At 58.6% G+C, this 26,070-nt stretch carries 15 protein-coding genes; 11 read left to right on the forward strand and 4 right to left on the reverse strand.

Going from position 1 to position 26,070, the window contains the following annotated elements:
- The 4 genes from OS242_RS11055 to OS242_RS11070 form a co-directional block, all read left to right on the forward strand.
- Positions 1-11,589, forward strand: an 11,589-nt coding sequence (locus OS242_RS11055) for a non-ribosomal peptide synthetase (RefSeq protein WP_267151753.1), incomplete at its 5' end; no start/stop codon positions are given.
- A 100-nt stretch (positions 11,590-11,689) separates the two neighbouring features.
- The gene (locus OS242_RS11060; protein WP_267151754.1) at positions 11,690-14,011 is read left to right on the forward strand and encodes a M28 family peptidase; all 2,322 of its coding nucleotides are present in this window, start codon (positions 11,690-11,692) and stop codon (positions 14,009-14,011) included.
- Between the two features lie 27 nt (positions 14,012-14,038).
- Positions 14,039-16,459, forward strand: a complete 2,421-nt coding sequence (locus tag OS242_RS11065) for a penicillin acylase family protein (RefSeq protein ID WP_267151755.1) — start codon at positions 14,039-14,041, stop codon at positions 16,457-16,459.
- A gap of 33 nt (positions 16,460-16,492) precedes the next feature.
- Positions 16,493-17,758 carry an MFS transporter gene (locus tag OS242_RS11070; protein WP_267151756.1) on the forward strand — a complete coding sequence of 422 codons (1,266 nt, stop codon included), beginning with the start codon at positions 16,493-16,495 and terminating at the stop codon, positions 17,756-17,758.
- Positions 17,759-17,850: 92 nt separating this feature from the next.
- Here OS242_RS11070 and OS242_RS11075 read toward each other — a convergent pair whose 3' ends face one another.
- A complete protein-coding gene (locus tag OS242_RS11075; protein ID WP_267151757.1) occupies positions 17,851-18,276 on the reverse strand; it encodes a hypothetical protein in 426 nt (141 codons plus the stop codon).
- A gap of 103 nt (positions 18,277-18,379) precedes the next feature.
- Here OS242_RS11075 and rnhC point away from each other — a divergent pair, with 103 nt between their 5' ends.
- The 3 genes from rnhC to OS242_RS11090 are packed head-to-tail and all read left to right on the forward strand — an operon-like array spanning position 18,380 to position 20,784.
- A complete protein-coding gene (gene rnhC / locus OS242_RS11080) occupies positions 18,380-19,354 on the forward strand; it encodes a ribonuclease HIII (RefSeq protein ID WP_267151758.1) in 975 nt (324 codons plus the stop codon).
- A gap of 16 nt (positions 19,355-19,370) precedes the next feature.
- Positions 19,371-20,225, forward strand: coding sequence for a leucine-rich repeat domain-containing protein (locus OS242_RS11085; RefSeq protein WP_267151759.1), 855 nt, complete (start codon positions 19,371-19,373; stop codon positions 20,223-20,225).
- Positions 20,226-20,253: 28 nt separating this feature from the next.
- Complete coding sequence (locus OS242_RS11090) at positions 20,254-20,784, forward strand: ribonuclease HIII (RefSeq protein WP_267151760.1); 531 nt, start codon at positions 20,254-20,256, stop codon at positions 20,782-20,784.
- A 61-nt stretch (positions 20,785-20,845) separates the two neighbouring features.
- On the opposite strand, the gene OS242_RS11095 is transcribed toward OS242_RS11090, so the two are convergent.
- A complete protein-coding gene (locus OS242_RS11095) occupies positions 20,846-21,598 on the reverse strand; it encodes an alpha/beta fold hydrolase (protein ID WP_267152004.1) in 753 nt (250 codons plus the stop codon).
- A 199-nt stretch (positions 21,599-21,797) separates the two neighbouring features.
- Here OS242_RS11095 and OS242_RS11100 point away from each other — a divergent pair, with 199 nt between their 5' ends.
- Positions 21,798-21,998: a tautomerase family protein gene (locus tag OS242_RS11100; protein ID WP_267151761.1), complete on the forward strand. Its 201-nt coding sequence runs from the start codon at positions 21,798-21,800 to the stop codon at positions 21,996-21,998.
- Positions 21,999-22,078: 80 nt separating this feature from the next.
- Here OS242_RS11100 and OS242_RS11105 read toward each other — a convergent pair whose 3' ends face one another.
- Positions 22,079-23,221, reverse strand: coding sequence for a threonine synthase (locus tag OS242_RS11105; RefSeq protein WP_267151762.1), 1,143 nt, complete (start codon positions 23,219-23,221; stop codon positions 22,079-22,081).
- Between the two features lie 141 nt (positions 23,222-23,362).
- Here OS242_RS11105 and OS242_RS11110 point away from each other — a divergent pair, with 141 nt between their 5' ends.
- A complete protein-coding gene (locus tag OS242_RS11110; RefSeq protein ID WP_267151763.1) occupies positions 23,363-23,563 on the forward strand; it encodes a hypothetical protein in 201 nt (66 codons plus the stop codon).
- 74 nt (positions 23,564-23,637) lie between these two features.
- On the forward strand, positions 23,638-24,552 hold the full coding sequence (locus tag OS242_RS11115; protein WP_267151764.1) for a metallophosphoesterase family protein: 915 nt from the start codon (positions 23,638-23,640) through the stop codon (positions 24,550-24,552).
- A 146-nt stretch (positions 24,553-24,698) separates the two neighbouring features.
- On the opposite strand, the gene OS242_RS11120 is transcribed toward OS242_RS11115, so the two are convergent.
- A complete protein-coding gene (locus OS242_RS11120) occupies positions 24,699-25,115 on the reverse strand; it encodes a ferritin-like domain-containing protein (protein ID WP_267151765.1) in 417 nt (138 codons plus the stop codon).
- Positions 25,116-25,266: 151 nt separating this feature from the next.
- On the opposite strand from OS242_RS11120, the gene OS242_RS11125 reads away from it, so the two are divergent.
- Positions 25,267-26,034: a MerR family transcriptional regulator gene (locus OS242_RS11125; protein ID WP_267151766.1), complete on the forward strand. Its 768-nt coding sequence runs from the start codon at positions 25,267-25,269 to the stop codon at positions 26,032-26,034.
- The last annotated feature ends 36 nt before the right edge of the window (positions 26,035-26,070 follow it).

The raw sequence follows: 26,070 nt of genomic DNA on the forward strand, positions 1-26,070 counted from the left end.
GACGCGTCGGTATGGGAATTCTGGGCACCGCTCCTGTCGGGCGCGCAACTGGTCATGGCCGAGCCGGGCGGTCACCAAGACAGCGGCTATCTGGCTGCAAAGATCCGCAAAGAGCACATCACCGTGCTCCAACTGGTGCCGACGATGTTGCAGATGCTGCTGGAAGAGCCGACCTTCGCCGGTTGCACGTCCCTGCGCCGCGTCTACTGCGGCGGGGAAGCGCTCAGCGTCGAAGTGAAGGAACAATTCTTCGAAACGTTGCCAAAGGCGAGCCTGCACAACCTGTACGGGCCGACCGAAGCGTGCATCGACGCGACCGTGTGGGATTGCGAACCGGGCCGAAGCGGCCGCAGCGTGCCGATCGGTCGTCCGATTGCCAACACGGAGATCTACCTGCTCGACGAAGCGTTGCAACCGGTGCCGGTCGGCGTGCCGGGCGAGTTGCACATCGGCGGCCGAGGCTTGGCACGCGGGTATTGGCAACGCCCGGATTTGACCGAAGAGAAATTTATCCCGCATCCGCTGAGCGAAGAGCCGGGTGCGAGATTGTACAAGACGGGCGACGTCGCCCGCTACCTGCCGAACGGTGCGATTGAGTACCTCGGCCGCGCAGACCACCAAGTCAAACTTCGCGGCTTCCGCATCGAGCTCGGCGAGATCGAAAACGTCTTGCTCTCCCATCCGCAAGTCAAAGAAGCGGTGGTGACAGCGCACGAGGTTGCGGCGAACGACATCCGCCTCGTCGCCTATCTGACCGCCGCTGTCGAAGCGGACCTGGATACATCTGAACTGCGCACCCACCTGCAAAACGAATTGCCGGACTATATGATTCCGTCTGCGTTTGTCGCGCTCGACGTCCTGCCGCTGACACCGAACGGCAAAGTCGACCGCCGCGCCCTTCCGGCTCCCGACCTCTCGCGTGAGACGGCTCATGAATATATTGCGCCGCGCACGCCTGAAGAAGGGACAATCGCAGCGATCTGGGCGGACGTGATGCGTCTCGAGCAGGTCGGCGTTCTCGATGATTTCTTCGATTTGGGCGGTCACTCGTTGATCGCCACGCAGATCATGACCCGTATCCGGGCAGCGTTCCACGCGGACATCCCGCTGCGCCTGCTGTTCGAAGCGCCGACAGTCGCCGCATTGGCAGAACGGATCGGCAGCCTGCGTGAACCGAGTGCGCCTTCCGAGATGATGCAGATCCGAGCTGTCGGTCGCGAGGAACCGCTGGTACTGTCATTTGCACAGGAACGGCTTTGGTTCTTGGAGCAGTTGATGCCGGGTGCTTCCACTTACAATCTTCCCGCCGGGGTCCGTTTGCACGGGGAGCTCGACAGCGAAGCTCTGGAGCGCGGTTATCAGGAAGTGATCCGACGCCATGAAGCTTTGCGCACCGCTTTCGTTACGGTGGCAGGGCAGCCGCGTCAGCAAGTGTTGCCGCTGGATGGGCTCCGGTTGACGCGCGTCGACTTGCGCACGCTCTCTCCCGATCAGCGCGAGAAGGAACTGCGTACTTATGTCGAAGCGGAAGCCAGACGACCGTTCGATCTCGCCTCAGACGCTCTGATTCGCGGTGTGTTGTTGCAAGTGGCTGAAGAAGAACATCTGTTGCTCGTGACGATGCACCATATCGTCTCGGACGGCTGGTCGATGCGCGTCTTCATTCGCGAGTTGGGAACGCTTTACGAGTCATTCCGCACCGGATCGCCGTCGTCGCTTCCAGAGCTTGACATTCAGTATGCGGACTTCGCCGTCTGGCAGCGGGAACGATTGCAAGGAGCTGTGCTCGATGAACAAATCGAGTATTGGAAACAACAGCTCGGCGGGTCACTGCCTGTGTTGCAGGTACCGACCGATCGGCCGCGACCGGCTGTGCAGACGTATCATGGCGAACGGCGCTGGGCGTATTGGTCAAAAGAGTTGCTCGACAGCCTTCAGGGAGTGAGCAGCCGCGAAGGGGTCACGATGTACATGACGTTATTGGCCGCCTTCAAGGCGTTTCTCTACCGATACACGGGACAGAGCGATCTCCTTGTCGGCACGCCGATTGCGGGACGAACGAACCAGCAGGTGGAAAACCTGATCGGCTTTTTCGTCAACACGCTGGTGATGCGAAGCGAATTGGCAGGCGATCTGCAGTTTGACAGCCTGTTGCAACAAATCCGCGAAACGGCGCTGGAGGCCTATGCCCACCAAGACCTGCCGTTTGAAAAATTGGTCGAGGTCCTGCAGCCGGAGCGCGATATGAGCTACAGTCCGCTCTTCCAAGTGCTCTTCACCTACGAAGAGAGCGCGTTGGAAGACATGCAACTCTCCGGCTTGACGATGACCCCGGTCGAAGCGGACATCGGAGCGGCAAAGTTTGACCTGAGCATGACGATCATCGAGTCGGAATCCGGTCTGACCGCTTCCTTCCAATACAACACCGATCTGTTCGACGGCGCGACCATCGAGCGGATGCTCGGCCATTTCCATCACCTGCTGGAAAGCATCGCCGCCGACCCGGCTCAACCGCTGGCCGCCCTTTCGATGTGGTCGGAGTCGGAGCGCAGCGAAGTGCTCAGCGCGTGGAACGACACCCGCGCCGACTACCCGCAGGACGCAGTGCTGCACGAACTGTTCGAAGCACAAGCAGCGCGCACGCCGGACGCGGTCGCCGTTTCAGACGACCGGGCATCCGTCACGTTCCGCGAACTCAACGCCCGCTCCAACCAACTGGCCCGCGTCCTTCGCGAACGCGGCGTCGGGGCTGACGTGGCGGTCGGCGTGCTGATGGAGCGATCTGTCGAAATGGTCGTCTCGCTGCTCGGCATTTTGAAGGCGGGCGGGGCCTATGTGCCGCTGGACCCGTCCTACCCGGTCGACCGTCTGACCTACGTGGCGGAAGACACCGCGTTCCCGGTGCTGCTCACCCAAGAGCGTCTGCGCGGACTGCTCACCGGCCACACCGCCGAACTCATCTGTCTCGACAGCGAATGGGAGCGGATCGCCGGAGCGGAGACGAGCAACCTCGGTCACCAAACGGAGCCGGAACACCTCGCCTACCTGATCTACACCTCCGGCTCCACCGGCAAACCGAAAGGGGTCATGATCCCGCACCGGGCGATCTGCAACCACATGTTCTGGATGCTGGAGGCGTACCCGCTGACGGCGGAGGACAACGTGTTGCAAAAAACGCCGTTCGGATTTGACGCGTCGGTGTGGGAATTCTGGGCACCGCTCCTGTCGGGCGCGCAACTGGTCATGGCCGAGCCGGGCGGTCACCAAGACAGCGGCTATCTGGCTGCGAAGATCCGCAAAGAGAACATCACCGTGCTCCAACTGGTGCCGACGATGTTGCAGATGCTGCTCGAAGAGCCGACCTTCGCCGGTTGCACGTCCCTGCGCCGCGTCTACTGCGGCGGGGAAGCGCTGAGCGTCGAAGTGAAGGAGCAATTCTTCGAGACGTTGCCAAAGGCGAGCCTGCACAACCTGTACGGGCCGACCGAAGCGTGCATCGACGCGACCGTGTGGGATTGCGAACCGGGCCGAAGCGGCCGCAGCGTGCCGATCGGTCGTCCGATTGCCAACACGGAGATCTACCTGCTCGACGAAGCGTTGCAGCCGGTGCCGGTCGGCGTGCCGGGCGAGTTGCACATCGGCGGCCGAGGCTTGGCACGCGGGTATTGGCAACGCCCGGATTTGACCGAAGAGAAATTTATCCCGCACCCGCTGAGCGAAGAGCCGGGTGCGAGATTGTACAAGACGGGCGACGTCGCCCGCTACCTGCCGAACGGTGCGATTGAGTACCTCGGCCGCGCAGACCACCAAGTCAAAATCCGCGGCTTCCGCATCGAGCTCGGCGAGATCGAAAACGTCTTGCTCTCCCATCCGCAAGTCAAAGAAGCGGTGGTGACAGCGCACGAGGTTGCGGCGGGAGACATCCGCCTCGTCGCCTATCTGACCGCCGCTGTCGAAGCGGACCTGGATGCGGCTGAACTGCGCACCCACCTGCAAAACGAATTGCCGGACTATATGATTCCGTCCGCGTTTGTCGCGCTCGACGTCCTGCCGCTGACACCGAACGGCAAAGTCGACCGCCGCGCGTTGCCGGCACCGCACTTCAGCGAAGCGGAGCGCGAACATGTCGCACCGCGCAATGAGATCGAAACGACCGTTGCCGCCGTGTTTGCCGAAGTGCTTCGTCTGGAACAGGTCGGCGTCCATGATCACTTCTTCGCTCTGGGCGGACACTCGCTGCTCGCCACGCAGGCAGTTTCGCGTCTGCGTACCGCATTTGACACCGAAATCCCGCTGCGCTGGCTGTTCGAAGCTCCGCGTGTCGAGGATCTCGCAGCCCGCCTTGGCCAATCTGGGCAAGGGCAAGCGACCGCCGTACCGCTCATCCCTGTGCCGCGCACAGAACGCTTGCCGCTGTCATTTGCCCAAGAGAGACTTTGGTTCTTTGAACAACTGCAACCGGGCACGGCCGCTTACAACATCCCGGGCGCGTTTCGCCTGCAGGGCCGGTTGGACCTGGCCGCTCTGCAACAAAGCTTTACCCGCTTGATCGAACGCCACGAACCGTTGCGGACGACATTTACGACTTTGCATGGACAGCCGGAGCAAGTGATTGCGACGGACGTTCCTTTCGACATGCCGCAGATCGACCTCAGTCTGTGCGAAGACGAGGTGCGGGCCGAGGAAGTGGCGCGCTTGATGCGGGAAGAGGCCGAGGCACCATTTGATCTCACAACGGAGTTGCCGTTGCGGGCACGGGTACTGCGACTGGCACCAGAGGAGCACATCCTGCTCGTCACGATGCATCATATCGCGGCCGACGGCTGGTCGCTTCGCGTGTTCGTGCGCGAACTGGCTCACTACTATGAAGCGGCCAACCAAGGCCGGGAAACGGCACTGCCCGACCTGCCGATCCAATACGCAGACTACGCGTCCTGGCAGCGCACGTGGCTGCAGGGCGATGCGTTGGAGGCACAACTCGGCTACTGGCGTCAACAGCTCAGCGGCGAACTCGCCGTCCTGCAGTTGCCGCTCGACCGGAAACGGCCTGCCGTGCAGACTTTCCGCGGCGGTCGCGCATCGTTGGAGATGCCGGGGGAACTTTTGCAAAAGTTGCAAGAGTTGAGCCAGCGGGAAGGCGCGACGCTGTTCATGACGTTGCTCGCCGCCTTCCAGACGCTGTTGCACCGTTACACAGGACAGGAGGACATCGCAGTCGGTACGCCGATTGCCGGGCGCACGCGCGAGGAACTGGAGGGGTTGATCGGCTTCTTTATCAACACCTTGGTCATGCGTACGGCAGTGGACCGCGACCAGAATTTCCGCGAGTTGCTCGCCAACGTGCGGCAGACGGCGCTGGGAGCCTACGCCCATCAGGATGTGCCGTTCGAGAGATTGGTCGACCTGCACACCGGGCGCGACTTGAGCCACAGCCCGTTGTTCCAAGTGATGTTCGATCTTCAGCAGGACGAGCCGGAGGAACTGTCTCTTGGCGGGTTGACGCTCGCACCGCTTGAAACGGAAAGCGGCACTTCGAAATTTGATCTGACGCTGTCGATGCGCGAGACGGCAGATCGCCTGATCGCGACGATCCAGTACAACGCGGACCTGTTCGATGTGACGACGATCCAACGGATGCTCCTCCACCTGAACACCTTGCTCGACGGCATCGTCGCCGCACCGGAGCAACCGATTTCCAAACTGACACTCCTGACAGAAAACGAGCGTGTGCAGTTGAACGAATGGAATCAAACGTCCGAGGAAGTGGAGCAACCGCCTGTGCACCGGATGGTCGAAGCGCGCGCGATGCAAACACCGGACGGGCTCGCGGTTCAATCGGGCGCAGAGTCTATGACCTATCGCGAACTGAACGACCGGGCAGACCGGGTCGCCGCTTACCTGCACGGGCAAGGAGTCGGCAAAGGGAATCTGATCGCCGTCTGCCTCGAACGTTCGCCGCTCCAAGCGGTCGCATTGCTCGGCGTACTGAAAACGGGTGCCGCCTATCTGCCGCTCGACCCGGAATACCCGGCCGACCGGTTGCGCTTCATGATCGAAGACTCCCGAGCTTCTGTCTTGTTGACAGATGAGCGACACCGGAGTGAGATGCCGGCGTTTGATGTGCCGACCGTCTGCCTTGACAGCCAATGGGAACATATCGAGCAGACAGGCCAGCCCCAGAACGACGTGGCCGACGTCACCGAAGCAGATCTCGCGTATGTGATCTACACATCCGGCTCGACCGGCAAGCCAAAGGGCGTGTTGGTCCCGCATCGCGGCTTGACCAATCTCGCGCATTGGCATCGCACGAGTTACAGTCTCACTGCGGCTGACCGGACGACGCTGTTGGCTGGTCCCGCATTTGACGCGTCGGTCTGGGAGATCTGGCCGACCTTGACAGCAGGCGCTTCCCTGCACGTGCCGGACGAGGAGACGCGTCTCATACCGGAGCGTCTGCGCGATTGGCTGATCGGGCAGCGCATCACCGTCTCCTTCCTCCCGACGCCGCTCGCCGAAAGCGTTCTGGCCTTGGCATGGCCGTCTGCAGCCTCGTTGCGTTATCTGCTGACAGGTGGGGATCGATTGCGGGTGTATCCGGCCCCGGACCTTCCGTTCGCGCTGGTGAATCACTACGGACCGACCGAGAGCTCCGTCGTCGCCACAGCGGCCTTCGTGCCTGCTGTCACCGATGCTCCGGCAGCGCCTTCCATCGGCAAACCGATCACCAACACCGAAGTCTATCTGTTGGACGCGTCGCTGCAACCGGTGCCCGTCGGCGTGCCGGGGGAACTGCACATCGGCGGTGCCGGGTTGGCCGACGGCTATCTGAACCGTCCGGAACTGACGGCGGAGACATTTATCCCGCACCCGTTCCGAGGCGAACCGGGTGCCCGACTGTACAAAACGGGCGACCTGGCCCGCTGGCGGGAAGACGGCTCGATCGAATACCTCGAACGACTCGACCACCAAGTCAAAATTCGCGGGTTCCGCATTGAACTCGGTGAGATCGAAGCCCGCCTTGCCCGTCTGCCGCAGATCCGCGAGACGGTCGTGCTCGCCCGCGAGGACGAGCCCGGTCAGAAACGACTCGTCGCCTACGTCGTGGCGCAAGCAGAGGCTGCGTCCGATCAAGCGGTGCGCTCCTGGCGCAGCGAGCTTCAGTCGGAACTGCCCGACTACATGGTTCCGGCCGACTTCGTGCTGCTCGATGGCCTGCCGCTCACACCAAACGGCAAGATCGACCGACGCGCTCTGCCTGCACCGGATCGCACCTTGCAGGATGACAAATCGTATCTCGCACCGCGTACCCAGACCGAGGAGTTGGTTGCGAACATCTGGGCCGATCTGCTGCACGCGGACCGGGTGAGCGCAGATGACAACTTCTTCGATCTCGGCGGTCATTCGCTGCTCGCCACCCAAGCGGCGGCGCGCCTGCGTGAGGCGCTGGGAGTCGAGGTACCGCTGCGCACGCTCTTTGAAGCGCCGGCACTGCCCGCATTTGCCGCTCGCCTCGATGAGCTCAAACGCTCCGAACAGGCGGTCAGCATGCCGCCGATCCGCCCGGCCGATCACGAACAGTTCCTGCCGCTGTCCTTTGCACAAGAGCGCCTGTGGTTCTTTGAACAGTTCAAGCCGGGTACGGCCACCTACAACATCTCGATGGCGTTCCGCCTTGAAGGCGTCCTGCATCAGGATGCGTTGAAGCAAAGCGTTCGCGAGATCGTGCGCCGTCATGAGAGCCTGCGGACAGCCTTCGTCACGGCAGACGGGCAACCGAGCCAAGAGGTGCTGCCTCATGTGGAGCCGATCTTCCGCACCGTCGACCTCAGCACCCTCCCGTCCGGAGAGCGGGAGGAGCAGACGAACCGACGGATCGTGGAAGAAACAAATCGACCGTTCGACATCGAGATGCCCCCGCTGCTGCGTGTGTACCTCATCAAACAGTCGGCGGAAGAACACATCATGATCCTGACCATGCATCACTTGATCACCGACGGCTGGTCGATGAACATCCTGTTCCGCGAATTGACATCGCTCTACCAGTCGTATTCCCTCGGCGTTCCGCCCTCGCTGCCGGAGTTCGACATCCAATACGGGGACTTCGCCGCATGGCAACGCGAATGGCTGGCAGGAGATGTTCTCGACGCACAACTCGTGTATTGGAAAGGGAAATTGGGCCGTCAGTTCCCGGTCTTGCAGTTGCCGACCGACCGACCGCGTCCGGCGGTGCAGACGTTCCGAGGAGCGAACCGCAACCTGACGCTCACTTCGGAAGTGGCCGCCTCCTTGCAAGCGTTGAGCCGTCGCGAAGGCGTCACGATGTTTATGACGCTGCTCGCCGCATTCAACACGTTGCTCTTCCGCCACACCGGGCAGCCCGACCTCTTCGTCGGCACGCCGGTGGCAGGTCGGACGAACCAGCAGGTGGAAAACCTGATCGGCTACTTCGTCAACACGCTGGTGATGCGCAGTGAACTGGCAGGCGATCTGCCGTTCAACTCCCTGTTGCATCAGACCCGCGAGACGGCGCTTGAAGCCTATGCGCATCAAGACCTGCCGTTTGAAAAATTGGTCGAGGTCCTGCAACCGGACCGCGACATGAGTTACAGCCCGATCTTCCAAGTGATGTTCGCACTGCAAAACGCGGCGGACGACATCCCGGCGGACGCCTTGCCTGGGCTGACCCTGACGCCGCTGGCCAGCGAACTGGAAACGGCCAAGTTCGACCTCTCGATGACCTTCGCCGAACATGACGGAGCCTGGATCGGCACCTTGCAGTACAACACCGACCTGTTCGACGGCACGACCATCGAGCGGATGCTCGGCCATTTCCATCACCTGCTGGAAAGCATCGCCGCCGACCCGGCTCAACCGCTGGCCGCCCTTTCGATGTGGTCGGAGTCGGAGCGCAGCGAAGTGCTCAGCGCGTGGAACGACACCCGCGCCGACTACCCGCAGGACGCGGTGCTGCACGAACTGTTCGAAGCGCAAGCAGCGCGCACGCCGGACGCGGTCGCCGTTTCAGACGACCGGGCATCCGTCACGTTCCGCGAACTCAACGCCCGCTCCAACCAACTGGCCCGCGTCCTTCGCGAACGCGGCGTCGGGGCTGACGTGGCGGTCGGCGTGCTGATGGAGCGATCTGTCGAAATGGTCGTCTCGCTGCTCGGCATTTTGAAGGCGGGCGGGGCCTATGTGCCGCTCGACCCGTCCTATCCGGTCGACCGTCTGACCTACGTGGCGGAAGACACCGCGTTCCCGGTGCTGCTCACTCAAGAGCGTCTGCGCGGACTGCTCACCGGCCACACCGCCGAAATGATCTGTCTCGACAGCGAATGGGAGCGGTTCGCCGGAGCGGAGACGAGCAACCTCGGTCTGCAAACGGAGCCGGAACACCTGGCCTACCTGATCTACACCTCCGGCTCCACCGGCAAACCGAAAGGGGTCATGATCCCGCACCGGGCGATCTGCAACCACATGTTCTGGATGCTGGAGGCGTACCCGCTGACGGCGGAGGACAACGTGTTGCAAAAAACGCCGTTCGGATTTGACGCGTCGGTATGGGAATTCTGGGCACCGCTCCTGTCGGGCGCGCAACTGGTCATGGCCGAGCCGGGCGGTCACCAAGACAGCGGCTATCTGGCAGCGAAGATCCGCAAAGCGAACATCACCGTGCTCCAACTGGTGCCGACGATGTTGCAGATGCTGCTGGAAGAGCCGGCCTTCGCCGGTTGCACGTCCCTGCGCCGCGTCTACTGCGGCGGGGAAGCGCTGAGCGTCGAAGTGAAGGAGCAATTCTTCGAGACGTTGCCAAAGGCGAGCCTGCACAACCTGTACGGGCCGACCGAAGCGTGCATCGACGCGACCGTGTGGGATTGCGAACCGGGGCGTGGCGAACGCAGCGTGCCGATCGGCCGCCCGATTGCCAACACGGAGATCTACCTGCTCGACGAAGCGTTGCAGCCGGTGCCGGTCGGCGTGCCGGGCGAGTTGCACATCGGCGGTCGAGGCTTGGCACGCGGGTATTGGCAACGCCCGGATTTGACCGAAGAGAAATTTATCCCGCATCCGCTGAGCGAAGAGCCGGGTGCGAGATTGTACAAGACGGGCGACGTCGCCCGCTACCTGCCGAACGGTGCGATTGAGTACCTCGGCCGCGCAGACCACCAAGTCAAAATCCGCGGCTTCCGCATCGAACTCGGCGAGATCGAAAATGTCCTGTTGCAACATCCGCAGGTCAAAGAATCGGTCGTGATCGCACGTGAAGCGGCGGCCGGAGATGTGCGCCTCGTCGCGTACATCACCGCGCGGGAAGAAGTGCTGACCGAAGTCTTGGACGCGGCAGACCTGCAAGCCCATCTGCGCGGACAACTGCCTGATTACATGATCCCGTCCGCATTTGTCGCCCTCGACGCCTTGCCGCTGACACCGAACGGCAAGGTCGACCGTGGCGCCCTGCCGGAGCCTGCTGAATTGCGCGAAGCGGGTGCTGGCGAATATGTGGCTCCCCGCGACGAATTGGAGTCCGAGTTGACGCAGATCTGGGAAGAAGTCCTCCGCGTGCGCCCGGTCGGCATTCGCGACAACTTCTTTGCAATCGGCGGTCACTCGCTGCTCGCCGTGCGGTTGATCGCCAAGGTGCGCGAGCGATACGCCTGCGACCTGCCGCTCGCCACGCTGTTCCAGCACGGGACGGTCGAAGAACTGTCCAGATTGATACAGGCAGACAGTCAGACGGGTTCCGCGTCCTCCTTGGTGCGGATCACTCGTGGTCTGCCGGGCCGCACCCCGCTATTCTTCGTCCATCCGGTCGGCGGCAACGTGCTCGCTTACTCCGAACTGGCCCGCGCCCTCGGACAGGAGCAGCCGTTCTACGGTCTGCAAGCCTACGGGCTGAATGACGACAGCGAACCGCTGGCCGACATGAGCGACATGGCGGCGAGCTATCTCCGGGAGATTCGCGAAGTGCAGCCGGAGGGTCCCTACCTGCTCGGCGGCTGGTCGCTCGGCGGCGTCGTCGCCTATGAGATGGCGCGTCAACTCCGCGAAGCAGGACAAGAGGTCGCGATGCTCGCTCTCTTGGACAGCCGCGCCCCGATTGCTGACTTCAAGGACGAATCACTGACCGAAGAGAGGGAAGTGCTCGCCCTGCTGGTCGACGAGATCGCCGGTCAGTTCGCTTTGGACACCTCAGACTTGACGTCCCGCCTCGATACGATGGATCGGGCCGACGTTTGGGCTGCCCTGCTCACACTGGCCAAAGCCAGCGGTTCGCTGCCTCCGGGCATCGACGCGACTCATCTGGAGCGCCTCTACCGGGTCTACAGAGGGAACCTGCTCGCAGACTACCACTATCAGGCACAGCCGCTCGCACAGCCCACGGTGCTGTTCCGTGCCGCGGATGAAGACTCGCCTTATCACCGCCACGATGCGGCCAACGGGTGGAGCGCACTGGTCACCGCCGATCTGACAGTCCGGGAAGTGCCGGGACGGCACTCCTCGATGCTCCAAACGCCTCACGTCGGCACGCTTGCCGATACACTCGCCGCTTATGTGAAACAGACGGGCGTATCGAGTTTTACCCGATAAACAGATCGACAGATGAACTTGCCAGGGTGTCCTGCACTTGCATCGGACACCCTGTTTTTCCTAACCTACAGATCCTTTCGAAAAGAGGAGGTGTCAGACTGTGACTTCACCTTCGACACCCACTGACAACGTGCCGCAACCGGCACGACGCAGCTCCCTTGTGCTGCCAAGCCTGCTGATCTTATGCGTCTTTTTGCTCCTTACGGCGCTCACCGTATGGCGCACCAGCCCGCCGCCGGCCGTGCCTGTCACCGCGCCGGACACCGAGTTCTCGTCTGCGCGCGCGATGGCCCATCTGGAGCCGATCGCCCGCGAGGTGCATCCGACCGGATCACCGGGTCATGACCGAGTGCGTGACTACCTGACCGAGCAGATCTCGGCACTCGGCTTGACACCGGAAATCCAGCGGACGACCGCTGTGTATCAGATGCCGCAGGTGACATACGACCGCACCGGCACGGTGCAAAACATCCTAACCCGCATCCCGGGGAGTGATCCCACCGGCCAAGCCGTGTTGCTGATCGCGCATTACGACTCCTCGATCAGCTCCTTCGGCGCCAATCGAGACGGCACCGGAGTGGCCGCGCTGCTGGAGACGATGCGCGCCCTGCAGGCAGGACCTGCACCGAAACAAGACATTCTCTTCCTCTTCACCGATGCGACAGAAGCCTACATGCTCGGAGCCAAAGCGTTTGCCGACGAGCACCCGTGGGCACGCGAGGTCGGCGTTGCTTTCAACTTCGACGCCAGAGGGTCCGGCGGTCCGGCCGTCCTGTTCGAAACGTCGGCCAACAACAGCTGGCTGGTCCGCGAGTTCGCCGAGGCGGCTCCGCATCCGTTCGGCAACTCGCTGTTGACGCCGCTTTATGCGCTGTTCGGCTTCTACTCCGACCTGACGCTGGTGAAGCAACAACTCGACGTTCCCGGCCTGAACTTTGCCTATGCCGACGAACTCCAGCACTACCACAGCGCCATCGACAGCGTGGAACACGTCGACGAGCGCTCCCTGCAACATCAGGGTGAATACGCCCTGTCTCTGGCACGGCACTTCGGCAATCTCGACCTGTCTGCCGCGAAGAGCACCGGCAACAGCATCTACTTCAATCTGTTCGGCGACGTGTTGATCCGCTACCCGCAGTCGTTTGCATTGCCGCTGGCGGTCCTCACCCTCTTGCTCGGCGGAGCCTTGCTCGTCAGCTCCGTTCGCAAGCAGCGCGCCACCGTCAAAGGCGTCCTCGGCGGCAGTTTGATCTTCCTGCTGTCACTGGCGGTCGCCGCAGTGGTCCCGATGCTTGTGAAAATGGGTCTGACCGCTGTCGTCGACTCCTATGCGCTGACCAATCACGACGAACTCTATCTGATCGCCTTCACCGCGCTGACGGTGGCGACCGTCTCCGCCGTCTACGCAGGTCTCGGCAAAAAACGAACCCTGCCCAACCTCATCCTCGGCGCCGTGCTCGTCTGGTTGCTGCCGATGATGGCGTCTGCGATCCTGTTGCCGGGCGGCAGCTACCTGTTCACCTTGCCGCTGCTGATCGCATTGCCCGGACTCTGGCTGGTCATCAAACAGCAAGACCGCCCGCTGCCGGGCTCCAGACTGGCGATCATCGCCTTGACCCTGCTGCCGGCCCTGCTGTTGATCACGCAGGCCGTCCATCTCCTGTTCATCCTCGCGGGTCACGACTATCCGGCAGCGCCTGCGATCCTGACCGCCCTGTTGCTCGGACTGCTCCTGCCGCTGTGGCAACCGGGTCTGCCGCGCCGCCGGATCTTGCCGATCACAAGCGCTGTGGCCGGCGTGGTCGTACTGGTCATCGCGGTCCTGCAACCGGCCTACAGCGCAGAACAACCGAAGTGGAACAGCCTGATGTATGGCTACGATGCCGACGCAGGACAGGGATATTACGCGACGATCAACAAATCGCTCGACCCGTTCCTGTCTGAGCACATCAAAAACCCCGAGCCGAGCGGTTTCAACCGCTTCTACCCGAAGGGCATCACCTCCAAGCCGTTCTTGGAGAGCACCGCTCCCAACGCACAACTGGCACCGGCCAAAGCGGAGGTTCTCTCAGACAGCCGGGTAGGAGACGTACGCAAGCTGCGTCTGCGCATCACCTCGCCGGAACGCACGCTGTACACAGCCGTCTCGCTGGAGTCGAACGAACCGTTGACAAAAGCAGAAGTAAACGGCAAATCGATGCAAAACGAAGATCCGGTACCAAACCGCTGGGAGTTCTACTACTTTGCTCCGGGCGACGGCTTTGACGTGACCGTGGGGCTCCAGCCGACACAAAAGCTGGACGTGCGTCTCGTCGATACCCGCAGCGGCTTCCCGTCGTCTCTGGACATCAAGCGCCCGGCCGACATGGTGCCCAACTACTACAGCGACTTCTCCTTTGTCGCGAAAACCTACCACTACTAACGGATCCTCGTGAGGAGGCAGAAAGAATTGAAGAAATGGAAAAAATGGGTACTCATTCCCGTGAGCGTCCTCGTGGGCCTTGGGCTCGTCGGCAGCGGGGGCAGCTACTGGATGGTGCAGCGCTCGCTGGCGGTGACCAGCGGCGAGATCGACACCGGTGTTCAAAAGCCGGTCACCTTGCATCGCGATGACCGCGGCATCCCGCATATCTTGGCGGAAAACGAGCACGACCTGTTCTACGCCCAAGGCTACGCGCAGGCGCAAGACCGGATGTGGCAGATGGAACTCGCCCGTCGCACCGTGCGCGGAGGATTGGCCGAACTGTACGGTGAAGATTTTATTCAGCAAGACCTCTTCCACCGCACGATCGGCTTCCAGCGCAATGCGGAAGCGGCGTTGGAAAAAATCCCGGCCACGACCAAAGAGGCGCTGCAAGCGTACACGGACGGTGTCAACGCCTATCTCAAGGAAGGCAAACTGCCGGTTGAATACAGCGTGTTGCGCATCGAAGCCGAACCGTGGACGCTCACCGACTCGCTGGGCATCAGCAAATACATGGCTTGGGTACTCGGCGGCAACGTGACGACCGAACTGTTTTTAAACGCCGTCGCCCAAAAGGTCGGCGTGGACAAGGCGCTCTCCCTCGTCGAAGATTATCAAAAAGAAAAAGACAGCAAACAGCAGTCCACCGCGCAAGTGCCTGCCGCTCAAGTCAGCCAAGACGTGCGCAGCGGCTTGCTCGCTGTGATGGACGAATCGCGCAAACACGGCATCCCGGGTGAGGGACTGGGCAGCAACAGTTGGGTGGTATCCGGTTCGCGCAGCCAGTCCGGCAAACCGCTGCTCGCCGACGATATGCACCTGACCTTGCAAGCACCGTCTTATTTCTACCAAAATCATCTGGAGATCCCGAACGGATACAACGTGACCGGCGTGAGTTTCCCGGGCGCGCCGGGCATCATCGTCGGTCACAACGACCGGATCTCCTGGGGCTTTACCAACCTTGGCTCCGACGTGCAGGATCTGTACATCATGCGCCGCAACCCCGACAACCCGCATCAGTTTGAATACAACGGCAAATGGGAAGACGCACGCGTGATCGAAGAAGAGATCAAAGTCAAAGGCCAGGACGAACCGTTCCGCGCCGAAACCGTGATCACCCGACATGGCCCGATCATCTCCGACGTCGTCGAGCGGATGGGCTCCAGCGTCAAAGTCAGCGAGCCGCTCGCCTTCAAGTGGACGGCCGATCAGTTCACCGACGAGATCACGGCCATGCTGATGTTTGGCAAAGCGAAGAACTGGGACGAGTTTGAAAAAGGGCTCCGTCACTTTATGGCCCCGGCGCAAAACGTCATCTACGCAGACGTCGAAGGCAACATCGCCTACCGCGCCAACGGCTATATCCCGGTCCGCAAACCGGGCCATCACGGTCTCTTGCCGGTGCCGGGCTGGACAAGCGAATACGAATGGCAGTCCTATATCCCGTGGGAAGAACTGCCTTTCACCATGAACCCGGCGGAAGGGTATATCGCGACGGCCAACGACAAGGTCATCGCGGGCTATGACCGCCACCACATCACCTACGAATATGACGTGCCTTACCGTGCACAACGGATCAAAGAGATGATCACCGAGAAAGACAAGCTCACCCTGGACGACATGGGGCGGATGCAAAGCGACTGGAAAAATCTTCAGGCCATCCAGTTCCGCGACATTTGGTTGCCGATCCTCGAACGCGAGACCTCGTGGAACGAAGTAGAGCGTCAGATGCTGAATGAGCTCAAAGAGTGGATGAAAGATCCGGTCGACTCGCCGGACCTCGTCGGTCCGTCGATCTACCACGCCGTCTACAACCAGACGATGGAGCGTCTGTTCTCCAGTCAACTCAGCGAACAACTCTATCTCGACTTCATCTCCACCGGCTTGGTCACCAATGCGATGGACTCGACGTACGCCGATCCAAATCCGCTGTGGTTCCAAGGCACCGAGGATACGAAAGAGAAAGTGCTGATGGAAGGGTTCCGCAACGCGCACGCCTTGCTGAAAAAACATCTCGGCGACGATCCGAAAAAGTGGCAGTGGGGCAACTGGCACACCGTCACCTTCGCCCATCCGCTCGGTTCGGTCAAACCGTTGCACCTGCTGTTCAACGACGGACCGTACGCGTATGGCGGCAGTCACGTCACCGTAGGCGCGGCCTCCTATTCGAAAAAACGCAGCCCGTACCGTGCGATCGTCGGCGCTCCGTGGCGTTTCCTCATCGACATGGCGGAACCGGCCAAAGCGCGTGACGTGCTCCAGATGGGCGCGTCCGGACAGATCGGGAGCCCGCATTACAAAGACCAGACGCCCCTGTGGCTCAAAGGGGAATACAGACAGATGCACTACACGCGGGCAGACATCGAAGCAAACAGCGAAAACGTACTGACGCTCACCCCGCGCTGACCCGCATCTTGAAAGGAAGGAGACACGATCAATATGGAGAGTGCCTCAAAGCCGAAACAGACCTTGTTTACCCCGCTCAAAGAGCTCGCATTCCGCCGGCTGTTCATCGGACAGGTGCTGTCCGACTTTGGCAACTGGCTTGATTTCACCGCACTCGCAGTCCTCGTCGTCTATACATGGGGACTGGGTGTGGAGGCTGTGGCGTCCCTGATGTTCACCATGAGCATTTCCTGGGTGTTGTTGGGACCGTTCCTCAGCGTATGGGTCGACCGCCTGCCGCGCCGTTCGATGATGATCGCATCCGCCCTGTTGCGGGCGGCGGTCGTCGGCAGCATGATCTTCGTGCCCAACCTGTACGTCTTGCTGCCGCTCGTCTTCTTCAAAGGCGTGCTCGGAGCGGTCAACTATCCGGCCCGTCAGAGCGCGATCCGCGAACTGGTGCCAGAACCGTTGATCCCGCAGGCCGTTGCCTTGAACCAGATCTCGTTTCGCGTCACGCAGATCGTCGCCCCGTCACTCGGGGGTGGCATCATCGCGCTCTCCGGGCCGCGCTCCGTGTTTGCCGTCGAGGTGTTCGTCCTCGTGCTCGCCGGCCTGTTCTTCCTCGGCCTGCCGCGTCTGGCGGGCGAGGGGGCGGAGGCGTCCAAAGAGCGCAACTTTTGGGCGGAGTTCCGCGAAGGCTTTCAGCACATCGCAGCGCGTCGCCAACTGAGCGTCGCGATCACCCTGATCTCCGTCGGATTCTTCATCGTCTTTCTCTATGACGGACTGTTGACCGTCTGGACGAAAGAGATGGCGCTTGGCGAAGCGTCTTACGGCCTGTTGCTCGCCGCTATGGGGCTTGGCAACGTGATCGGCGCCGTGGCAGCCGGGCAGTGGACCTTCTGGCGCAACACCCCGTTCCAAATGATGGCCGGGATGGCCGTGCTGGCAGGTCTCATCAACCTCGTGATCGGCATGAGCGGATTTGGCTACTTTGACTGGCCGCTAGCCGTGTGGCTCGGCGTCTTCCTCGTCTTTGGCATCGTCGGGGCCGCCTCGACCGTTCCTTTCGGCTACATCCTGCAAGCCGAGACGCCGCAGCACCTGATGGGCCGCGTCTCCGCCGTCTCCGGCTCGATCCAGAACGGAGCCGTGTTGGGCGCACCCGCAGCCGGGGCGTTGCTCGCCAACCTGATGGGACTTGGCGGCGTCTTCCTGCTCGCAGGCGTGTTGATGGTCACCTTGGCCCTGCTCGTCCTGCTGTTCCTGCCGCGCATCGTCGCCACGCACGACAGCAAGCAGGCCGAAGTCGCCTGATTTTCCATTCAAAAAGGAAACACAAAAAAACAAGAGCTTCCGTACCGGGTCGCAGTCGATCCGGTTTCGGAAGCTCTTGTTTTCGTGTACAGTTAGAACATCGGTTTTGTCATCATCAGGCCGCCGATCGCGAGGAACAGGCCGACCGAGACGACGATCACGCAGTAGTTTTCCACGCGCAGAGTCTTGAGGCCCTCGCGGTCAAACACCTTGTTCGACTCGACGATCTTTTGCATGCGGCCCATGATCACGCGCTTGATGATGTAGAAGATCAGCGTGTAGATCAGCATCGAAGCGAGCAGCCACAGTTGGAACAGCAACTGGATCGACGTCACCGCCACCATGCCAAAGCCGGTCGCCCACAGCGTATAGTTGGCGATGCGGTCGATTTTTTTGTACGTGCCGAGGAAGCCTTTGACGTGCTCCACGTCTTTGAGTGCCGGAATGTAGAACAGAACGCCGAGCTTGACGACTACCGCCAGCAAGTGAAAGCCTAAAATGATATAGAACCAGGTCACGGTCGGGTTCCTCCCGTCTATGGTGAATTTTTTAGTAGAAAGCGATTTTGTCTCACGCTTATCATACTCGATTTTTGAGAATAACGAAACAGGGGGTTCCCGCATGAACATCCATGATTTACACTCCGCCGCCACCGCCGCAGAAACTCTCTGCCGCGATCTGGGGCTTGAGATCTTAGAGCAAAAAGAAATCCCCTACGGTAGACAATTCAAAGTCCGCCACGGCGGGGCCGGAGCGATCTTCAACGTCTACTACGGCAAAAAAGGCCTCAACCTCGTCGTCCAAGGCGCAGACAACGAAGCAAAGCGCATCGTGGAAGGCGAGCTCTTCACCCGCATGCGCGGAGGTGCCCCGGTCAAGGCGGAGGTCAAGCCGCGAAAGACTTCGGACCGACCGGTGCAAGAGATCGAAGCCGCTTATGATGAGCCGTGGATGGGCACGGACGAGAGCGGGAAGGGGGATTATTTCGGGCCGCTGGTGACGGCAGGGGTGATTGTCGACCCGGATGCGGTGCCGTTGCTCCGCTCGCTCGGGGTGGATGACAGTAAAAAGATCACGGACGCGAAGATCCCCGGCATGGCCGCCGAGATCCGCAAAATCTGCTATGGGCGATACAAGGTGCTCAGCTTAAAGCCCGAAAAATACAACGAACTCTACGAAAAGTTTACCAGCCAAGGCAAAAAGCTGAACTCCCTGCTCGCATGGGCGCATGCTTCTGTCATCGAAAACCTGCTTGAAACGCAACCAGTCAACCTCGTCATCGCCGACAAATTCGCCGACGAGTCCCTCATCGAGAACCGCCTCAAAAAACTCGGCCGCACCGTGAAACTCATCCAAGTCCCGAAGGCGGAGCAGAACCTCGCCGTCGCAGCGGCTTCGATCCTTGCCAGAGACGCGCTCCTGCGCTGGCACTCGGAAGCGAAAGCGCAACACGGGATCTCACTCCCGAAAGGCGCGTCTGTACAGGTCATTCAGGCTGGCAAGACATTTATCAAAAACAACGGCAGAAATCATCTTCGCCATGTTGCGAAATTGCATTTCAAGACAACAGAAGATGTCCTACTGTGTACAGACTAACCTAGGAGTGAGAGAGATGAGGATAAATTGCAATAGTACAGGTCTTACCCAGACCCCACACGAGATTGTTTCAGGAAAGACTCCAATTATTGAATTGAGCCTTTACGATAATAAAATCAAGGAGATTCCAGAAGAGGTCTACTGCCATCCAGAACTGGAGGTGCTCAACTATGGGGGAAACGAGATCGAAGAGATATCGGAGTCAATCAAAAACTTAACCCATTTGAAGATGCTCGACCTGGGTCATAACAAGTTGAGAAAGTTGCCTGCGGAAATCGGTATGTTATCAGGGTTGGACTCTTTTCTCTATCTGAGTCACAATCAACTTGAAGAACTCCCAATTCAAATTGCAGATCTTATGTATCTAAAATACTTGAATGCAACGGATAACAACTTAAAGAGTCTCCCCGAAAACATAGGGAATATGGCGAGCCTAATCGAATTACGAATGTATAACAACTCTCTTGAAGAACTCCCGGAATCAATCACAAACATACCCGGCCTACGAGAAATACATGTGTACGGGAATAGATTGCGTCGCTTGCCAGAAAATATCGGAATGCTAAACGAGCTTCGTATACTCGACGTGAGCAACAACGAGTTACAAACGGTACCGAAGTCTATTGGTCATTTAAAAAAGTTAAGGGTCCTAAACTTTAGAAACAACAAAATAAACGAACTGCCCGATGAGATCGGTGACATGCGTAATCTCATCGAGCTTGACTTGCGAGGAAATGATTTGCAGACGCTTCCGAGTTCACTCATGAATTTGATGAACCTAGAAAAGCTCGACCTTCGTTGGAATCGCAACCTGAAAGAGACGCCGATTCTACAAACTCTCAAACTAAAGGGGTGCATTGTGTACTACTAATTTTTATTTCTTCTGCAAGGGGTGCTGTTTGTATGAATCGAGGAAGGGGGATTACTTTGGGCCGCTGGTGACCGCCGAGATCCGCAAGATCTGCTACGGTCGCTACAAAGTGCTCAGCTTAAAGCCCGAGAAATACAACGAACTCTACGAAAAGTTTACCAGCCAAGGCAAAAAGCTGAACTCCCTGCTCGCATGGGCGCACGCCTCCGTCATCGAAAATCTGCTCGAATCCCAACCGGTGGGTCTCGTCATCGCCGACAAATTCGCCGACGAGAGCCTCATCGAGAACCGCCTTAAAAAACTCGGACGAACAGTCAAACTCATCCAAGTCCCGAAGGCGGAACAGAATCTCGCAGTCGCAGCGGCTTCGATCCTCGCCCGAGACGCGCTCTTGCGCTGGCACTCGGAAGCGAAAGCGCAACACGGGATCTCACTCCCGAAAGGCGCGTCTGTACAGGTCATTCAAGCTGGCAGGACATTTGTCAAAAACAACGGCAGAAATCATCTTCGCCATGTTGCGAAATTGCATTTCAAGACAACAGAAGATGTCCTCCAATAAAGAGAGACTGCCAACCCATACAAAGGTCAGGAATCCGCAGTGGATTTCTGACCTTTTCTTATTAATCGCACAAAGCTAGTTGAATACAATCGTGAATCGCTTGTATGACTACTTCCGGCTCTGACAGTTGCGGAAAGTGACCGCTTTTGGCAGCGAGGATGTGCTTGCCTTGCTTGCTGAGTTGCAAGAACTCCAACTGGTTGTTTCTCCGCTTATCGAATACATGGTCTGGCATCATCGGCGGTTTTTTGCCTCCAGATACCACAAATAAAGGGACATCGGGGAACGCACCGGCCTGTTCGATTTGCTTGATGGTCTCTTCCACGTAGTTCACTTCGCTCCACTTTCGATGGGGAATGAAGGAGTCGAACATCGCAAGGAGTCGATTCACATTTCGAATGATGGCATTCTGATTTTCGTTAAGCTTTATGTCGAGAGGATGGCTCGATTCTAAGAGAACAACGCCCGCTACTTCAGTGGGGAACTGACGGGCAAACAAATTGGAGTAAAAGCCTCCTAGCGAGTGTCCGACGAGCAGGAAGGGAGGTTGGATCTTTTCTTCCTGGAGCAATTGCCGAAGTGCGGTCACAATCGCATCCCCATGTTGGGGAGTGGATGGCTTGTCGCTGTTGCCTACCCCAAATCGGTTATATGCGACAACTGTGGTTTTCTTCGCGATTTCATGAATCACTTTATACCATCCATCTATGGGGCCGCTGCCTCCGTTAATAAGAAGCACGGTGGGTCCACCATTGCCAAGTTGTGCAAATTCCATGGTTCCGTTGGCAGTCCGGCTGTTCTTGGTAGGGATCATTTTCACATCCATCCACCCCTTTGAGAATGTTTTGACCCGCTTATCATGTAGCTACGTTCGCAAGAGCATTTGGTTCCAACAGAAGTGGAACACAAGCTTTGGAGAAGAGAGGGTGAACTCTCTTTACAAATTTTGGACTTCAGATCTATAATAGCAGTGAAATTTAAAAAACAGAAGCCGTGAGAGGGGTTGAATCCAAATGCCGGTCATCAATTTGCAGATCACTAAAGGGGCAACTCGCGAACAGAAAGAGCAGATCGTCCATGAATTTACAGATACACTGGGCCGCGTGCTTGGCAAAAAGCCGGAGCACACGCACATCGTGATTCAAGAGATCGAAGAGGAAAATTGGGGGTATGCCGGGATTTTGACCGACGAGTTTCGCAGTCGGGGAGAGTAAGAAGATCTAATAAAATAGACTGCCGACCCAAACAAAGGTCAGGAATCCACACGCGGATTTCTGACCTTTTCTTTTTTCTCTCACTGATCCGACTTCAAACCCGCCCCGCACATGGGAAGCAGACTATCAGGGGTCTTCCCGTGCCTTTCGCAATAAAGGAGGTAGGCTGCATAGGTGGCGGCTGTGGTGTGTTCACAGTAGATGCCCTTCTCGGCCAGTGCGGCCCGGGCTGGCAAGATGCGCTCTTCCGGGGCGGTGATCACTTCGATCTGGTACTTGTAGATCAGGCGAAGGATCGCTTCCCCCCGCATCGGCTCGCCGATGGCGATGCCCTCCGCCAGCGTGGGGGCCGGTGCGATCCGAGCCGGCTGCGACTGATGTTGACTCACCGCTTTGGCAAGCGGGGCACAGTGTTCACTCTGCACCGCCACGATGCGGGGCATTTCGGAGATGACACCGCTTATGAGCAGGTGCTCCAACGCTTTGATCACACCGATGAACAGGGTGCCGTTGCCAAGCGGGATGAAAATGTGTCGAGGCATCCGGCGCAACTGTTCATAGACTTCGTAGATGTAGGTTTTCGTCCCTTCGTAGAAAAAAGGGTTGTATACATGGCTGGCGTAGTACGTGCCCGTTTGCGCAACTGCTTCTCGGCACGCGTCTGCACAAGCATCTCGGTTGCCCGGTATCACGCTGACCAGCGCTCCGTGGGACTGGATCATGGCGATTTTCTTAGAAGACGTGCCCTCCGGCACGAAGATCTCACAGTCGATGCCAGCCTTTCCGCTATAGGCGGCGATGCTGTTGCCGGCGTTGCCGCTGCTGTCCTGGATAACGGCCTCGATGCCGATGCTCTTGCAATGGGAGATCAGCACCGCAGCCCCTCTGTCTTTGAACGACAGCGTGGGCATACAGTACTCCATCTTCAGCAGGACATCTTCGTCAAACGGCACGACAGGAGTCATTCCCTCTCCCAAGGAAAGATCCCGCCACCTCTCGCCTTCTACAGGCAAAAAAGCCCGGTAGCGAAAGAGGCTCCACGTGTCTTGGTCGACGAGGGACAAGTCAAATGCGGGCGGTTGGTACTCCAAGTCCCACAATCCTCCGCACGCACAGTTCGCCTTGCGCGTGGACGTGGCTTCCGGTTGACCGCATCGGGAGCAGATGTACTTCATCGCGTTTCCCTTGTTTTCACCTGCATAGACGGGCGTGATCTTTTTCATGTGGGATCCCTCGCTTCTTTTTTGGCCGCGGACTTGATCGTTTGATCCTAGAGTGAAAGTTCTGCAGGGCTTTTGCCGTTCCCTCTCCCATTGGACATGCATGTACTAAAGGGAGAACACATGAGAGGAGGTCAAGGTCTGATGCCATTCTACAATTTTACGATCGGCGCTTGCTACGGGATCGCAGTCGCAGGTCAGACGATGGGCTCGTTTACCGTTTACAACGGGCGTGTCGTCGCTGAAGATGTCAACTCGGTCACGATCCGCTACATGGGACGCAATCAAAAGGTCAGACGGCGCACGATTCGCAGAACCGACATTATGAAAGTCGCGAAGCTGTAATCGAATGCACCGAAAGCATCGAAGGCAGTCGCTGTCCTCGATGCTTTTTTCTACGAAAGGAGTATGAGGCGTTTATGCCTACCCTTACACAAAGAGCCCAGAGCCTGCTCAAGTCGTTGCCGAAATCGAACAAGTTCCGATTTGTCTACTTTGGTGACAGTTGGTTTAACTGGGGCAATACGAGAGCAGATGCGATTACACGGTATCAGATTTTCCTCGGGGCGTTGGAGACGGCTGCAAGACAAAAACCGAAGCCGCTGTTTATCCTCATCGGCGGGGATCTCGTGTTTACCGGTCTGGAGTCGCATTATCGATATGTCTCTCAGAAACTGAATCAATTTATGACAAAGTACAAAATCCCCGTGTTCATAGCCCCGGGTAACCACGAGCGGACAGGTCCCCGAGGATCGTTGGACCTGTATCGAAAGTACATCTCCGCGAGACTGAACTATCGTGTGGACGCACCTCGACTGCGGATCATCATGCTGAATAACATCGGTCCGGGTACAGCGGTTTCGGAGAGTTACTCGGAGTATTACGGATTTGATCGGTCGGGTGCGGCCCTGTCGACGCTCAAGAGCAATTTGAACAGCACGCCCGCCAATACGAAAGTGGCCGTCGTCATGCATGTGCCGCCACGCACAGGCACGTGGCGGCGTGCGAACGGCTCCACCTTTACGCTGCGCGACGACGACGGATTCCCGATCACCACCCCGGCAAACCGTGATTTCCTCAACACGTTGCGTCAGAATCGAAACAAAATCCAAAAAGTCATGGTCGGGCATGTTCATACGTACGCGACGAGCACGATCCAAGGCATCCCGTACGTTCTTGAGGGACAAGGCGGTGCGGTGATCGGCAACAACAGCATCGTGCTGTTTGAAGTCAACAACGGCACCATCTCCTCGCCAAAACGCATCCCTGTCAAAAGAAGCAACCAGACTCCGAACAAAGTATTCGTGAATGGCTCGACGCTCCCGAATCCGTAATCGAATCCATACGGACATCGTGATTCAGGAGGCTGAAGAGGAAAGTAGCGCGAAACATGCAGAGTTACCTTTTGGAGAGACAATTGCCGTGTCGGGATCAAGCAGACACACCAAAAAGCCACTTGCTTGCAAGTGGCTTTTTTGCTCTACTTGGTCTTATTCCAGATGTACGAAAACCAAGTGGCGTGACGCGCCTCGTCTGCGGATGCGTCGCGCAGGATCATGGCGATCCGCGGGTCGGAGGTAAACGCGGCCGTGTCTTGATAAAACTTCGAATCCTCCAGTTCATCCCGGATCGCCTCTTCGATCCCTTCCCGGAAGTCGGTCGGCACGGTAGCAGCTGTCAGCGGTGCTTGACGCCCGTCTGTCAGATCGGAGTAAATGTGCGAGAAGTTGCGGAAATGGGCCACTTCATCATTTCGGATGTTGAGAATGATCGTTCGGAAGTCCATATCGGTGGTCAGTTGGGCCAGTTTTTCATAGGTGCGGATGGCATGGTATTCCGCGTCGATGGCGGTGGCCAGACGGTCGAGCAATTGTTGTGAGCCATTTGTTCTGTACATCGTGATCCTCCCTCGCTGGGTAACGTCTCTGACAAGATCCAACATATTCAGGGCGCATGCGGAGAGTGACACACAACAAATGGATGAAATAATGGGTTTGACTTTGACGTTGCGTCAACCTGTACAGTGAATCTTGTCAGGAGGTGAACGCATGGAATACACGGTGCAAAAGTTGGGGCAGTTGGCGGGAGTCAGCACCCGCACGCTGCGGTATTACGATGAGATCGGCATCTTGAAGCCGGCGCGGATCAACTCGTCAGGGTACCGCATCTACGGCGAAGCGGAAGTGGATCGTCTGCAACAGATCTTGTTTTACCGGGAGCTCGGGGTAGGCCTTGAGCAGATCAAAGAGATCGTGAACGACCCGTCCTTTGACGGAGCAGCCGCTTTGAAAGATCACCGGCAACAACTGCTCGACAAACGAAAGCAACTCGATCTGCTGATCGCGAACGTGGAAAAAACAATTGCATTATCCGAAGGGAGAATCACCATGACCGACAAAGAAAAATTTGAAGGCTTCAAGCAAAACATGATCGACGAGAACGAGAAAAAGTACGGCAAAGAAATTCGTGAAAAATACGGCGACGACACGGTCAACCAGTCCAATGAAAAGCTGAAAAACATGACGCAAGAACAGCATGATGAAGTGACCCGCCTCGCAGAAAAAGTGAACGTCACGCTGGCCGAAGCGTTCAAAACGGGCGACCCGGCCAGCGAACTCGCGCAGAAAGCGGCCGACCTGCACAAGCGATGGCTGACCTTCTATTGGCCGCAATACAGCAAGGAAGCGCACGCGGGACTCGCGCAGATGTACGTCGACGACGAGCGGTTCACGGCGTACTATGACAAGGAGCAACCGGGTACGGCCGCGTTTCTCCGCGACGCGATCCACATCTACACGGGTGTAAAAAAGTCATAGGCAACGGCGTGACCGTTCCCTGATGTGTCAAAATGG

Source organism: Tumebacillus lacus (assembly GCF_026410385.1).
Lineage (GTDB): Bacteria > Bacillota > Bacilli > Tumebacillales > Tumebacillaceae > Tumebacillus > Tumebacillus lacus.